Consider the following 14,126-nt stretch of genomic DNA (forward strand, 5'->3'; position numbering starts at 1 on the left):
AAATGGATGCCAGTTTCCTGTCATCCAATCTGGGTACCATTCTTTGCTTCTTTTTCAGGGGAAAGCAGAATTGCACCGCCGTCTTCGTCCACCCCGGCAAGCACCATACCGAAAGATTTGACGCCGCAGAGTTTGGCGGGTTTGAGATTGGCCAGTACGATTACCTGTCTGCCCTTTACTTCTTCGGGGCTATGGGTCAGGGCAATTCCGGCAACTATCTGGCGTGGCGTTTCTTCTCCGATATCAACTTCCAGCCTGAGTAATTTGTCGGCCTTTTCGACCTTTTCAGCTTCGACAATGGTTCCTACACGCATATCGAGTTTACCGAAATCTTCGAAGGTGATTTCTTCGTTATCTGTCATTATTTGTTCTCCTTTCTTGCGGTTTTGCTTTTCATTGGCTTCTTTGACCCGCTGTGATGCAATGGCTTCCATCTTTTCGATGGTTTCATCTTCTATTTTCTTGAAGAGGATGGAGGGTTTGTTAAGGGGTGTACCCGATTCAACAGGCACGGTACCCTGGCTGTAGAGTGCTGTGTGTACATTGCTCTGCATACCGAGCTGTTTCCAGGCATTTCCAGCCTTTTCAGGTATCAGGGGTTCATAAAGCAGAGAAAGGGCTTTGCCGATCTGCATGCAGTTTTTAAGTACGCGGCCACATTCTTTTTTGTCTTCTTTTACCAGGTTCCAGGGTTCTCTGGACTGGAAATAGATATTTCCATAGGAAGCAAGGGTCATCACGCTGTCTGCATATTTCTTGAACTCATACTTTTCCATTGCCTCACTTGCCTCATCAATAGTATTCTGGATGGTTTCCATTACTTCATCATCCAGTTTTCCTTCCGGAATGGCCTTGAAGTTCTTGTAGGCAAAGAGCAATGTGCGGTAGAGGAAATTGCCGAAGACTCCTACAAGTTCGGTATTGGTTTTTTCCTGGAATACCTTCCAGGAGAAATTGAGTTCTTTGGTATGGGATGTGTAACTTGCCAGATAATAACGCAACAGGTCCGGGTGGAAACCCTGTTCCATGTAGTCATCACCGACCCATACAACGTAACCACGGCTTTTTGAGAAAGTTTTGTTCTCTATCTTTACCATACCCGATGCTACCACCGATGAGGCGGGTGAATAGTCAGCACCTTTAAGCATGGCAGGCAGGAATATACAGTGATGGTAGATTATGTCTCCACCGATGAAATGTACTATTTCTCCATCATCCTTCCAGTATTTTTCCCAGCTGTTACCGGTTGCGTTTGCCCATTCTTCGGTGAAGGCGATATAACCTATGGGTGCATCCACCCATACATAGACAACAAGGTCATCACGACCCGGGAAATTGACACCCCATTCGAGATTACGGGTAATACACCAGTCATCAAGTCCCTGTTTTACCCATCCCAGGGCATAGTTGCGGGCATTGGAAGTACCGTCAAGTTTGTCAAGGTATTCAAGTAAGTAATCATTGAACTGGGATAATTTGAAGAAGAAGTGTTCCTGTTCTTTATACTCGGAAACCCCGCCACAGATAGTGCAGACGGGATTTTGGAGTTCTCCGGGTTCCAGATGTTTTCCACATCCCTGATCACATTCATCACCCCGGGCACTTTCTGCGCAGTGCGGGCATTCTCCTTCCACATACCTGTCGGGGAGGAATCGGTTACATCCGGCGCAATATGCAATCTCTATAGTTTTGGGGTATACGTAATCGTTTTCTATCAAACGATTTACTATATCATGAGTGCGGTTATGGTTTGTTGGGTCATCGGTTGTACCGAAGGCATCGAATTCGATACCCATTGACTTGAATGTCTCATCAAAATGGGTATGGTATTTCTTGATCAGGGCCTGAGGGGTAGTATTCTGTTCCTCAGCATTGAAGACGATGGGAGTACCGTGGGTATCCGAGCCACAAACAAATGTAACCTCATGGCCCATTTTTTTTAATGAACGTACAAATATGTCTGCAGGAATATAGGTCCTTAGATGACCGATGTGGGCCATTCCGTTGGCATAGGGTAATCCACAGGTCACAAGTATGGGTTTATCGGGTGAGAAGCGTGACATGTTATTTCTCCGTTTGTATCAATATTATGGATAATAATGTGTTTGCAATGGGATGGGGTACAATTATAAAATACATTTCGCTCCCTGTCTTAAGGAAAGTGAGGTGTGTCAGAAGGTATTTGAATATTCAGGGGAATATTTGCTTTTATATCGAGGAAAACAATGAACGAAAACGATCCCACCAATAATGATGAGGGCGAAAGTTTATCGGGCAGAGAGCAGTTTCTTGCAGGCAGTGATAAATCCCTTTATACGGAATTAGAAGACGAGCCGTATGAAGAGCCTGTGCAGGACGAGCCCGTATCCGGTTCACCCCCTTTATCCCCTCCCGACGAACCCGGCAAGGGCCGGATGGATGTTCCCCATACACCGCCTGAAAAAAAAAGTAACTTTGGTAAGTATGCCGCCCTTATTGCGGTCCTGTTTTTGATAATCGGTTCGAGTTTTGCAATAATCTATTATTCAGCCGGAGGGGATTTTTATTCCAGTAATGACAGGGTGGCTGTAATCTATATCCAGGGTACAATGCTGACCGGTAGTGTCCCTTCAGGACTGGGGTACGCTACATCCGAGGATATCTCTTCCAGTATCCGGAAGGCAGTTGATGACAATAGTGTAAAAGCCATTGTGTTGCGGGTCAACAGTGGTGGTGGTTCCGGTTCAGCCTCAGAAGAGATCAATACGGAAATAAGAAAAGCCCAGCAGGCAGGTGTGCCGGTTGTAACTTCCATGGGAGATGTGGCTGCAAGTGCTGCCTATCATGTCTCTTCAAGTACCGATCTGATAATTGCAAATCGAAATACAATGACAGGCAGCATAGGAGTAATCTGGACCTTCCGTAACATGTCTGCTTATTACGAGGAAGAAGGCATTGATTTCCATGTTGCTAAATCAGGCGAGTTCAAGGATATGGGCGGAACATGGCGCGGTCTTAGCGATGAGGAGAAAGAGTATGCAGATCGTGTAATAATGGAAAGCTACAATCTTTTCGTACAGGATGTGGCCCAAGGGCGCAACATGACGGTCAGTGAAGTGAAGGATGTAGCAGACGGACGTATCTACACGGGTGTCTCTGCCAAACATATCGGGCTTATAGATGAGTACGGCAATTTGTATGATGCTATCGATAGGGCTGCTGATATGGGGGGAATTGAAGGAGAACCCACGATTTACTATGTGAACAAACCCTCTATCACAAACCTGTTATTTGGCTCGGAAGTACAGAATGATAATGTGGTCGAGCATTTTGTGAATTACTATGAGAAATCTCCCTTTGGCAAACTTGCGTATTGAAGGTGTATTGGATGACAGGAGAAGGCAGAAATTTCATGGACGCAACCAAATTTGGTGAATTGGACCCTTCCCCTCAGATGCTGGGTCGTTCTCCTCCACCTCTCGAAATAGCCCCTGATGCAGGCAAGTCTCAGATATCCCTTCCAGATATTGGCGGTTTGGAAATGGATTCGGTCGATCTCAAAAGGGCTATTGAAACCCGTCGCAGTGTAAGGAATTTCACAGATTCTCCCCTCTCCCTGCAGGATCTTGCCTGGTTGCTTTGGGCCACTCAGGGTGTAAAAAAGACAGTAGATGATGTGGCCACTTTCCGTACCGTTCCTTCAGCGGGCGCAAGACACGCCTTTGAAACCTATCTTTCGATTGGTAATGTGGAAGGGTTGGAGGAGGGGCTGTACCGCTATCTTGCTCTGGAACATTCGATTGTTGAAGAACAACAGGATGAAAACATTATGGCAAGGGTGGCCCGTGCCTGTCTGGACCAGCCTTTTGTGCGTAACTGCGGAGCTGTTTTCATGTGGGTTGCCGTTTCTGAAAGGATGGCCTGGCGATATGGTGAGCGGGGTTACCGTTATTTGCATCTGGATGCCGGACATGTCTGCCAGAATCTCTATCTTGCATCGCAGACGGTAAATTGCGGTGTTTGTGCTGTTGCAGCTTTTAAGGATGATGAACTGAATTCCCTGCTTGGCCTTGATGGGGACAAACATTTCGTGGTTTACCTGGCTGCTGTGGGAAAACGGGATTGATTCATCCCATTTTTTCCAGTTCCCAGCCCAGGTGTTCTTTTATTATAACATAAGCCATTTCTGGGGGGAATGCTCCCGCTTCGGTCACGATCAGGTCGATGTATTCTGATGGTGTGACATCAAAGGCAGGATTGCTTATTTTTACATCTGGCATATCACCAAGTTTGTCTTTGGAAATGACTTCTTCAGGGTCACGTTCCTCGATTTCCACCAGATCTCCAAAAAGGGTAGAAGGGCTGAATTTGTAGGTCTCGGCTGCGGATATGAAATTGACACGGGCTTCATGGGCTGCCAGGGCCAGCTGGGACGTACCGATCTTGTTAACAAGAGCACCATTTACGGTTATTGAATCTGCACCCACAATTACAGTGTCCACATTTTTCATTGTATGTCGCACTGCGGAATCTACGATGAGGGTTGTGTCAATTCCGGCGTCACTGAGTTCTTTAATTGTGATGAATCCCTGTCTGCGAGGGCGGGATTCGGTTGCATAAACTTTTATTCTTTTTCCCTGGTTGTGTGCGGTTTTTATGATTGCAAGGGCTGCGTGGGAATTACAATGGGTCATGACGGTATCTCCGTCACGGAGGCGTTTTGCACCGATCTCCCCTATGTTATCAAGGGCGTTGTCGGCATTTTGGATAAATTCTGTGGCATTATCCAGGATCTGGCTGCGTGCTTCTTCCACAGTTTCTGCATCATAACTGCCCGCCAGCATTACTGCATTGGGCAGGGAGACAGCTGTGGGCCGGGTTTCAATAAGAATGGATTTGGCTTTTTCTACTTTCGCTACAAATTCTTCAAAGGACGAGGTTTCCAGCATTTCCACATAATCTCGCAATGCTCGGGCAGCTGCAGCGGCAATCCTGCCTGCCCCGCGAATCTCCATTGTCCGAATCTTTTCAGCCGTGTCGAGTAACTGCTGCATAGTTATTTGGATGGGATGTGGAAGGATTTATAGGTATTGTAACCAGATACAGTTATAGTATTTTATCAAAGACCCTCCAAAAACTATAATATTTCACAGGATCAAATCGCAACAATCATGCCCGATGCACCAAATCACAACAATGGTATCGAAGAATGTCTTTCTGAAGAGCAAGTGGAAGAATTGATGGTCAGGACTTCCAGAAAGCAGGTCCGATCGGATTATCGGCGTAGTCTGGGTTCGGAAGCCAGCAGAAGGTATTGTGACATAAATAACAAGAAGAACTAAAGGCTGGCAAAATTCCTTATATTGCAAATACATAATTTCCTGCATGCCATCCATGGAATCAATCAATCCATCAACCGGGGAGCTGGTGGAATCCTTTTCGATGCACAGGTCGGAAGATGTCAGGGATATCCTTGAGAACTCATATCAGGCATTTCTGGAGTGGAAATCCCTTGATATTGATGTGAGGTGTGATTATCTTCGGCAGGTTGCGAAGGTGTTGCGCCAGCACAAGCAGGAATGTGCAGAACTGATCACCCGGGAGATGGGAAAACCCATCAAACAGTCGTTGGGCGAGATTGAAAAATGTGCCCTGACATTTGATTACTATGCTGACAGGACACCTACCCTTATGGAGCCACGTGTGGAAGATACTGATGCGACCTATTCCAGTGTATTCTTTGAACCGATGGGTCCGGTTCTGTGCATAAAACCCTGGAATTTTCCCTTCTGGCAGGTGCTCAGCGCGGCTTCCCATATTCTGGCCGGTGGTAATACTATCCTGCTCAAACATTCATCCAGTGTGCCGGCATGTGCCCTGAAAATCGAAGAAATAATGCATCATGCCGGATTGCCGGAAGGTGTATTCCAAACCCTCCTGATTGATGGCAAGACAGCTTCATCCCTGATCTCATCTGAAGAAATTGCCGCTGTGTCCTTTACGGGAGGAACTGAAGCCGGGCGCCGGGTGGCTGTGAAGGTGGCTTCATCCCTGAAGAAATACGTGCTTGAACTCGGAGGTAGCGATCCTTTCGTTGTCCTTGAAGGAGCTGACGTACAAAAGGCTGCAAAGGCGGCGGCGGCTGCGAGATTTATCAATACCGGCCAAACCTGTATTGCTGCCAAGCGTTTTGTCGTGGAAGAATCATTGATGGAGGAATTTAAAAGACACTTCATTGAGCAAACACGTAGTATGAAGGTTGGTGATCCGCTGGAAGAAGACACAGACATTGGTCCTCTTGTGCGGGCAGAAGAAATGCACAGATTGGGTTCTCAGGTGGCAGACTCCATTGAAAAAGGTGCAAAGGTTGAACTTGACGGTGGACTGGTTGAAGGTGCAGGATTTTTCTATTCTCCGGTTGTGCTTTCCGGAATTACTGATAATATGGATGTAATGCGTCAGGAAACGTTCGGTCCCGTTGCTCCTCTGATCTCCGTGAAAGATGAAGCTGAAGCGATAAAGGTCGCAAACGCCACTCCCTATGGGCTGGGTGCAAGTATCTGGGGTGGTGATTCAGATCATCTGCTGCAAATCGGAAAAAGGATTCAGGCAGGAGTTGTCGGGATAAACGGTTTCTTCAAACCGGAAGCATGCATGCCCTTTGGGGGTATGAAGCAAAGCGGGGTCGGCAGGGAGCTGTCTGATTTTGGCTTCTACGAATTCATGCACATTAGATCCCTGAAATCCTTTTAACTAAACAGGCGAGAATTTCATAATCAGGGAGGTAAATGTTCGAATCAGTCGGTGATTTCCACTCCGCCCCTTGTATCAAAGGCCAGGTAGCCTTTAATGTTTGATGCTGCAGGTTTTGGTTGCGGGTAATTCCATGCACCGTCCTTAAGTGTGCTGTCTTCGAGAACAATATCATAATAACTGGCCTTGCCTTTCCAGGGGCAGACAGTTACTGTATCGCTGTCTCTGAAATATTCCATATTGACCGATTCCGGCGGGAAATAATGATTTCCTTCCACTTTCTCGGTAGCATTACTATCTGCAAGTACGACTCCTTTGTATTTTGCAACTGGCATATTAAATCCACTCCTCCTGAGAATATTGGATTAATTGATTTAAATAAGTAATCATCGTTTGATAACCAAGTGAAAGCATGAGTAAAAACAGTCTCAAAACTCTCGTGGAAAAGGAAGTTCCTGCAGACTTGAGTGAATATATCCCTAATAGATTCGATGTAGTCGGTGACATTGCAATTGTCAGTATTCCTCCTGAACTGTGGGACTATTCTGAAATGATTGCAACCAAAATCGTATCCATGAGGGGTAATATCCGGACTGTTCTTAACAAAGCAAGCCGGGTCAAAGGCGATCATCGTGTTTCAGATTTTGAAATTTTGCTGGGTGACAGTACTGTAACTACACACGGGGAATTCAAATACCGCTATCTTTTGGATCTCTCAGAAGTATTTTTTAATCCCCGGTTGGGTTATGAAAGGCACAGGGTAACCTCCCTGGTTCTTCCCCGGGAAGATGTACTGGTTCCCTTTTGTGGGGTGGGCCCGTTTGCAATCCCTGCTGCTATAAGGGATGTAAGTGTTTTCTGTGTCGAAAAGAACCGGTATGCATGCCACTGGCTGGCCGAGAATATACGGTTGAATAACTTTAAGGGAAATATCTATCCCATAAATGCGGATGCGGGGGATATTCCGGTTATTCTTGATATGAAATTTGACAGACTCATAGTTCCTACTCCCTATGGGCAGGATCATTTCTTTTCTTTGCTCTCCCCTCTTTTGAAAGAAGGCGGTATGATGCATTTCTATACTTTTCAGGTAGCCGAGGATATCGAAAAATCAAAACAAGCCTTTAAGGATGCAGGTTACGAAACAATTAGTGTGCGAAGATGCGGCAATGTAGCACGTGGTGTCAGTAGATGGGTGTTTGACCTGAAAAAGAACCGACTGGCAAAAGGGTAAGGTATAAAGATAGCTTCTAAATAAATTAAAACCGGTCTGTTATTATGTCACAACTGTCAACTTCAAAACCAACGATTGTATGCTCCAGTGTGGATGCTGCGAGTATGAACATAATGTCCCATCTTCTGGAAATGGATGAATGGGAAAAGCAATCCTTTGAGCCTCTTTATGAGGATATAACCAGTATATATGAATCCGGAAAGTTCCTGCTTGTGGAGGTTTCCATCCACCATATCTTTCAGGACGGCCTGGACGAAAAACTCGGAGAACTTGGATTTCTTCCTTCATGTTTCATTTTTGCTTCCAAACATAAAAGTGATGATGGCCGTAAACTTCTTACCGCCCACTTTACAGGCAATCCTTCGGAGGCAAAATTCGGTGGCTATCCCGGAAAACTTTCAATTGCTTATTCTTCTGCCCTTAAACCTTTATTGATGCAGTTGCAGTCCTTTTCTACAGGGATGGATTATGATGTGTCTATGGAATCCACACATCACGGGCCTACAGACCTGCAAGTTCCTTCCATCTATGCAGAGATTGGCAGTGGTCCTGCTCAGTGGGATGACAAAAGGGCTGCAGAAGTCCTCGCCAGGTCCATACTTTCATTCAATCCTCAAAAACTGCCAATAGCTCTGGGATTTGGGGGTGGACATTATGCAGCCAGGCAATCAGAAATTGTTCTTAACAATAATGTGACCTTTGGCCATAATATTCCTTCCTATCAGCTGGAATTTGTTGATGAATCCTTTTTTAGCCGGGCAGTGGATAAGTCGGGTGCAGATTTTGTTTATATGGACAGGAAAGCCATTTCATCTTCTGACAAAGAGCATCTGCATGATCTTGCCCGGAAAAATGGGTTGCTGGTTTTGAGGGAGAGTGATATTCAGCAGATTGGAAATATCCCCTGGGCTATATTCAAAAATATACTGGTGCGGTCCAGGGATATAGAATCCACTACACCACCGTTATTTACAGATGTTCTCAGGACAGATCTGGAATATTCTTCACCTGATGTTGTCCCGGATCCAGTTGAGTTGGTCATAGATGAGAGATTGGTCCACTATACCTGGAAGAGTAACCCGGACAGTTTCCTGGATATGCTGCAGAAATTTCCGCTTGTATATCTGCAGAGGGACAACGGGACTTACAGGGGCTCTTTCCTGTTATTTGAAAAGAAAGATGCAGAAGACTTGCAGACTCAGATTATAGATGAATGCATTAAAATACTAAAAGAACATTATGAAATTGAGTATATTAGAGAGGACAATATATTGTATCTTACCTACCGGAAGTTCAATCCGATAAAAGCGGAGAGTATAGGCGTTCCCGGAGGACCTCTGTTTGGTAAACTTGCCAGGGGAATTCCTGTTGAGGTTGATGGAAATATTATCCATCCGGATATGGTTCATGAGACAATTACAAAAGATCTTGTCCTGAAAAATATGATTCGTTGAATTCATGATTATCTTTGTGCTCGTGGAGGAAATTGAGTATGAAATCCATTGTTGAAGAGGCATTAGCTCGCTCAGCAGAAGAAAGACAAGTAAGTGCCGAAGCATCGGGACCGAAGGATGTCAATGCGGAGATCGAAGCAGTTTTGAAAGGTATGCATACCAATATTAAAGTTATTGGATGTGGCGGAGGAGGTTCGAACAGCGTCCAGAGGATGACGAATGAGGGAATTAAGGGAGCACAACTTGTAGCCCTCAATACTGATGCTCAACACCTTCTGAATGTTAGTTGTGATAATAAGATCCTGATTGGCAAGAAAAAGACCCGTGGTCTGGGTGCCGGCAGTCTTCCTCAAATTGGAGAGGATGCTGCACTTGAAAGTATTGATGAACTCACTGAAGTGGTCGAGGGTACCGATATGGTATTCATCACAGCAGGGCTTGGCGGGGGTACCGGAACCGGTTCCGCAGCCGTGGTAGCAGAGGCTGCCAGGGATGCAGGTGCCCTTACAATTGCTGTTGTAACTCTGCCTTTTGCAGTAGAGGGAGAAGTGCGCCGTACCAATGCTGAAGCAGGACTGGAAAGACTCAGGGATGTTGCCGATACTGTAATTGTAGTACCCAATGACAAACTTCTGGAAGTAGTGCCACGTTTGCCTTTGCAGGCCGCATTCAAAGTTTCGGATGAAGTGTTAATGAGGGCTGTAAAAGGAATTACAGAACTGATAACCAAACCCGGTCTTGTTAACCTTGACTTTGCCGATGTACGTACCGTCATGCAGAACGGTGGCGTTGCAATGATCGGTCTGGGTGAGGCTGATGGTGATAGTAAGGCCAGTGAATCTGTACAGAAAGCATTACGCAGTCCACTTCTTGACGTGGATATCTCCGGTGCAACCTCTGCACTTGTCAATGTTGTAGGTGGTCAGGACATGACTGTCTCAGAAGCAGAAGGAGTAGTTCAGGAAGTCTATAGCAGGATAGACCCTGGCGCAAGACTCATATGGGGTGCACAGGTCGATCCGGATCTGGAACACACAGTGCGCACAATGATAGTTGTGACTGGTGTCAAATCACCGCAAATATATGGCCCGGGCGGAGCAAAGAACGTTACAAGGAGATATGGAATAGACTTTGTGGGATGATTTCCTGCATTTTCTATTTTGGATATCATATTCCTCCAGTCGAAAGGTATTTTACATATAAGGTTATGTGAGTGGCGCTATAGTTTTATAGCATAATTTTACTTTAACTACTTCCATACCAATTATTCAACGTTTATCGGTTGTGGATATTTTGGCAGAGAACATATTAAAATCAGCAATGAACAATCGCAGTGTCAGCCAGATCCTGAAGTCCTATTACAGGGTGCTGAAGCTTTCCAGAAAGCCTGCCCGGGAAGAGTTCCTCATGATCTCAAAAGTTGCAGGTGCAGGGATTGTAGCAATCGGCTTTGTTGGCTTTGTGGTCTATATATTGCTGACCGAATTGCCGACATGGGTGTAACTCTATGAGTGAAGATAGCGCTATATTCGTGATAAAGACGACTGCAAATCAGGAACGCTCAGTTGCCGGAATGCTGGCCAAAGTGGCCAAAAAGGAGAATCTGGATATACGGGCCCTTCTTGCACCGGATGAGCTTAAGGGTTATGTACTTGCAGAATCTTCCAATTCAGGTGAGGTCGAACAGGCTATTCAGACGGTTCCCCACGCAAGGGCTGTTGTGAAAGGTCAATCGAGCATGGAAGAAATCATGCATTTCCTGACTCCCAAACCGACGGTCACAGGAATCACGGAAGGCGCGATCATAGAGGTTACTTCAGGTCCTTTCAAGGGAGAAAAAGCACGTGTCAAGCGTGTTGATGAGGGACATGAAGAAATAACTGTCGAGCTTTTCGATGCTGTGGTACCTATCCCCATCACTATTCGTGGGGATACAGTGAGAATACTCCGCAAAGAAGAGGAGTAAAGCCAATTAAAAATAATTATTTCAATCAAAATTAAAAGGTGATGATTAATGTCAAGTGTTGTTGAAGCATTGGTTCCCGGCGGTAAAGCAAACCCGGGTCCTCCACTGGGTCCGGCTCTCGGGCCATTGGGTGTGAACATAAAAGAAGTTGTTGACACTATAAATGAAAAGACCAGTGATTACAATGGAATGCAGGTTCCTGTAAAGGTCATTGTGGGCGATGATAAAAGTGTGGAGATCGAAGTAGGTACTCCTCCAACAGCCGCTCTTGTCCTTCAGGAAGCCGGAATAGGCAAAGGTGCAGGTGAAGAAGGTAGCAGTGAAATTGTAGGAAATCTCAGTATCACTCAGCTTGCCAAGATAGCCCGTATGAAAAAGGACGACCTCCTTTCCTATGAAATGAAAGCAGGCATCAAGGAAATTCTCGGTACATGTGTGCCAATGGGAGTTACCGGAGAAGGAATGGATCCCCGGGATTGCCAGAAGGCAATTGATGAAGGTAAATTTGATGAGGCACTTGCCTCTGAAGCATGGTAACCCCATGCATTTCATTTGACCGATAGGTTTAAAAATAATTGTCCTATATTGGTGAGCCCGTATAGATGACAATAAATCGTTCCGTAGGAGGCCTTTGCGGCTGATGATCACTACGGGAGGTACAGTATGGTAGAAGAATCTATATTAAACACAGTCGAAAGGTTATTTGAGGAATCCCCACAGCGCAATTTTGCGGAAAGTGTGGATCTTGCCATCAATTTAAAAAACCTTGACATGAGCCAGCCCAAATATCGTGTAGATGAAGAAATTTATCTACCCAATGGCCTTGGAAAGGACCTTAAGATCGCTGTTTTTGCAAAGGGTGAAGTAGGCCTTCAGGCAAAGGAAGCGGGCTGTGACTATGTTTTCACCGAGGAAGATATTAATGACCTCGCAGATGACAAAAGTCGCGCACGTTCCATTGCTAATGAATGTGATTTCTTCATTGCCGAAGTGCAGTACATGCCACTTATCGGTAAAACCCTTGGTGCAATTCTCGGTCCCAGAGGTAAGATGCCTGTCCCACTTACGCCAGATAAAAATGTGGCGGACATGATTAGATCCTCTAAGAATTCTATTCGTATTCGTTCCAAGGATAAACTCACTTTCCACGTTGCAGTGGGAAGAAGGGACATGGATGCAGAAAGAATTGCAGAGAACATTGAAAGCATTGTGAACAGGGTTGAGTCTGTACTTGATAAAGGGAAACAGAATCTCAAGTCCATATATGTTACAACCACAATGGGCAAATCTTTGAGGGTGGTATGATGGAAGAAGAGCTTCACCACAGTGAACATATCCCTCAATGGAAAAAACAGGAAATAGAGGATATAAAGGCTCTCATAGAAAAATATCCATTGTTTGGTATTGTAGGTGTGGGAGGTATCCCGGCCAAACAACTCCAGGCTATGAGACGTGAACTGAAAGATGTGGCAGTCCTCAAAGTATCCAGGAACACTCTTGTCAACAGGGCACTGGAAGGCTCCTCAAAAGATTGTTCTGAAATGATTGATTATCTTAATCAACAGTGTGCACTAATTTTCACCAATGAGAATCCTTTTAAACTCTATAAGTTGCTTGAGCAGAGCAAGACCCCTTCGCCAATAAAGGCAGGTGCGATCGCTCCTCAGGATATTAAGGTGGAAAAAGGTCCAACCAGTTTCCCGCCGGGTCCCATTCTTGGAGACCTCCAGAGTGCTGGAATCCCGGCATCCATCGATGGCGGTAAGGTTGTAGTCAGCGAAAACAAGGTTGTTACAGAAGAGGGTAATGTAGTATCCCAGAACCTTGCTTCAATGCTTGCAAGGCTTGAAATATTCCCTATAGAAGTGGGACTCGACCTTCATGCAGTTTTCGAAGATGGTTCAATCTTTACTCCCGATGTACTGGCAATTGACAATGATAAATACTTCTCCGATATTGCTGCAGCGTCCAGACAGGCTTTCAATCTGGCAGTCAATGTAGCATACCCAACAACCGCTACGATCAGCACTTTGATCTCCAAGGCATCTTCCGAAGCAATGAACCTTGGTATCAATGCAACAGTACTGGAACCAGAGATCATGGATTCCCTGCTTGGAAAAGCACATTCCCAGATGATTTCACTCGCATCTGCTGTATCTGCAAACAATGAAGATGCAGTGGACGAGGATCTCAAATCTGTTCTGGGTGCAGCAGCACAAAGTGCGGCTGCAACAGTTGAGGAACAGCCTGCTGAAGAAGCAGCTGAGGAAGAAGTAGAAGAGGAAGAAGAGGATGCAGAAGAGGGCGGTATGGCCGGTCTTGGAGCACTTTTCGGATGAGATTTAAGATTAATTACAGGTGATTCACAATGGAATATATATATGCAGCACTTTTACTCCACAACGCTGGAAAAGATGTTACTGAAGATGCAGTAAAAGCTGTCCTTGAGGCAGCAGGTACCGATGTAGACGAAGCACGTGCAAAAGCTCTCATTGCAGCTCTTGAAGATGTAGACATCGAAGAAGCTATGAGCACCGCAGCAGTTGCAGCCGCACCTGCAGCAGCACCCGCAGCAGCACCTGCTGAAGCTACAGAAGAGGCAGCTGAGGCTGAGGAAGAAGAGGAAGAAGACGAAGCAGAAGAGAGCGGCATGGCCGGTCTTGGTGCACTCTTTGGATAATTTCCTCACTTTGTCCGCTACGGCGGACACCTTTTTACTTTTTTAGAATAAACAGTCGAC

16 protein-coding genes are annotated in these 14,126 nt (G+C 45.6%); 13 read left to right on the forward strand and 3 right to left on the reverse strand.

The window, feature by feature from the left end:
* Positions 1–20: 20 nt before the first annotated feature.
* Positions 21–2,063: a methionine--tRNA ligase gene (gene metG, locus BKM01_RS05695; RefSeq protein ID WP_072358573.1), complete on the reverse strand. Its 2,043-nt coding sequence runs from the start codon at positions 2,061–2,063 to the stop codon at positions 21–23.
* Positions 2,064–2,225: 162 nt separating this feature from the next.
* Here metG and sppA point away from each other — a divergent pair, with 162 nt between their 5' ends.
* Positions 2,226–3,356, forward strand: coding sequence for a signal peptide peptidase SppA (gene sppA / locus BKM01_RS05700; protein WP_072358574.1), 1,131 nt, complete (start codon positions 2,226–2,228; stop codon positions 3,354–3,356).
* A gap of 11 nt (positions 3,357–3,367) precedes the next feature.
* On the forward strand, positions 3,368–4,105 hold the full coding sequence (locus BKM01_RS05705; RefSeq protein ID WP_072358576.1) for a SagB/ThcOx family dehydrogenase: 738 nt from the start codon (positions 3,368–3,370) through the stop codon (positions 4,103–4,105).
* A 1-nt stretch (position 4,106) separates the two neighbouring features.
* Here the strand turns inward: BKM01_RS05705 and BKM01_RS05710 are convergent, their stop codons facing one another.
* Positions 4,107–5,033: a ribose 1,5-bisphosphate isomerase gene (locus tag BKM01_RS05710; RefSeq protein WP_072358577.1), complete on the reverse strand. Its 927-nt coding sequence runs from the start codon at positions 5,031–5,033 to the stop codon at positions 4,107–4,109.
* 117 nt (positions 5,034–5,150) lie between these two features.
* Between BKM01_RS05710 and BKM01_RS10780 the strand changes: the two genes are divergently transcribed.
* Together BKM01_RS10780 and BKM01_RS05715 are read left to right on the forward strand one after the other, a co-directional pair.
* The gene (locus BKM01_RS10780) at positions 5,151–5,321 is read left to right on the forward strand and encodes a hypothetical protein (RefSeq protein WP_157769619.1); all 171 of its coding nucleotides are present in this window, start codon (positions 5,151–5,153) and stop codon (positions 5,319–5,321) included.
* Between the two features lie 43 nt (positions 5,322–5,364).
* Positions 5,365–6,732 carry an aldehyde dehydrogenase family protein gene (locus BKM01_RS05715; RefSeq protein WP_072358578.1) on the forward strand — a complete coding sequence of 456 codons (1,368 nt, stop codon included), beginning with the start codon at positions 5,365–5,367 and terminating at the stop codon, positions 6,730–6,732.
* A 44-nt stretch (positions 6,733–6,776) separates the two neighbouring features.
* Here BKM01_RS05715 and BKM01_RS05720 read toward each other — a convergent pair whose 3' ends face one another.
* Positions 6,777–7,067 (reverse strand): DUF427 domain-containing protein, encoded by a 291-nt coding sequence (locus BKM01_RS05720; protein WP_072358581.1) that lies wholly within the window; start codon positions 7,065–7,067, stop codon positions 6,777–6,779.
* Positions 7,068–7,144: 77 nt separating this feature from the next.
* On the opposite strand from BKM01_RS05720, the gene BKM01_RS05725 reads away from it, so the two are divergent.
* From BKM01_RS05725 to rpl12p, 9 genes are all read left to right on the forward strand, one after another.
* Entirely contained in the window at positions 7,145–7,966 is an 822-nt protein-coding gene (locus BKM01_RS05725; protein ID WP_072358583.1) for a class I SAM-dependent methyltransferase, read from the forward strand.
* A 44-nt stretch (positions 7,967–8,010) separates the two neighbouring features.
* A complete protein-coding gene (locus BKM01_RS05730; RefSeq protein ID WP_084006244.1) occupies positions 8,011–9,420 on the forward strand; it encodes a D-aminoacyl-tRNA deacylase in 1,410 nt (469 codons plus the stop codon).
* 38 nt (positions 9,421–9,458) lie between these two features.
* Positions 9,459–10,562 (forward strand): cell division protein FtsZ, encoded by a 1,104-nt coding sequence (ftsZ, locus tag BKM01_RS05735; RefSeq protein WP_072358587.1) that lies wholly within the window; start codon positions 9,459–9,461, stop codon positions 10,560–10,562.
* Between the two features lie 163 nt (positions 10,563–10,725).
* Positions 10,726–10,923 carry a protein translocase SEC61 complex subunit gamma gene (locus BKM01_RS05740; protein ID WP_370448644.1) on the forward strand — a complete coding sequence of 66 codons (198 nt, stop codon included), beginning with the start codon at positions 10,726–10,728 and terminating at the stop codon, positions 10,921–10,923.
* A 4-nt stretch (positions 10,924–10,927) separates the two neighbouring features.
* A complete protein-coding gene (locus tag BKM01_RS05745) occupies positions 10,928–11,386 on the forward strand; it encodes a transcription elongation factor Spt5 (RefSeq protein WP_072358591.1) in 459 nt (152 codons plus the stop codon).
* A 48-nt stretch (positions 11,387–11,434) separates the two neighbouring features.
* Entirely contained in the window at positions 11,435–11,923 is a 489-nt protein-coding gene (locus BKM01_RS05750) for a 50S ribosomal protein L11 (RefSeq protein WP_072358593.1), read from the forward strand.
* A gap of 126 nt (positions 11,924–12,049) precedes the next feature.
* On the forward strand, positions 12,050–12,691 hold the full coding sequence (locus BKM01_RS05755; protein WP_072358595.1) for a 50S ribosomal protein L1: 642 nt from the start codon (positions 12,050–12,052) through the stop codon (positions 12,689–12,691).
* Positions 12,691–13,725 (forward strand): 50S ribosomal protein L10, encoded by a 1,035-nt coding sequence (locus BKM01_RS05760; protein WP_072359582.1) that lies wholly within the window; start codon positions 12,691–12,693, stop codon positions 13,723–13,725. Before BKM01_RS05755 ends, BKM01_RS05760 begins: the two co-directional genes overlap by 1 nt.
* A gap of 29 nt (positions 13,726–13,754) precedes the next feature.
* Entirely contained in the window at positions 13,755–14,066 is a 312-nt protein-coding gene (gene rpl12p / locus BKM01_RS05765; RefSeq protein ID WP_072358597.1) for a 50S ribosomal protein P1, read from the forward strand.
* The last annotated feature ends 60 nt before the right edge of the window (positions 14,067–14,126 follow it).

Origin of the sequence: Methanohalophilus portucalensis, from assembly GCF_002761295.1 — an archaeon.
Classification (GTDB): domain Archaea; phylum Halobacteriota; class Methanosarcinia; order Methanosarcinales; family Methanosarcinaceae; genus Methanohalophilus; species Methanohalophilus portucalensis.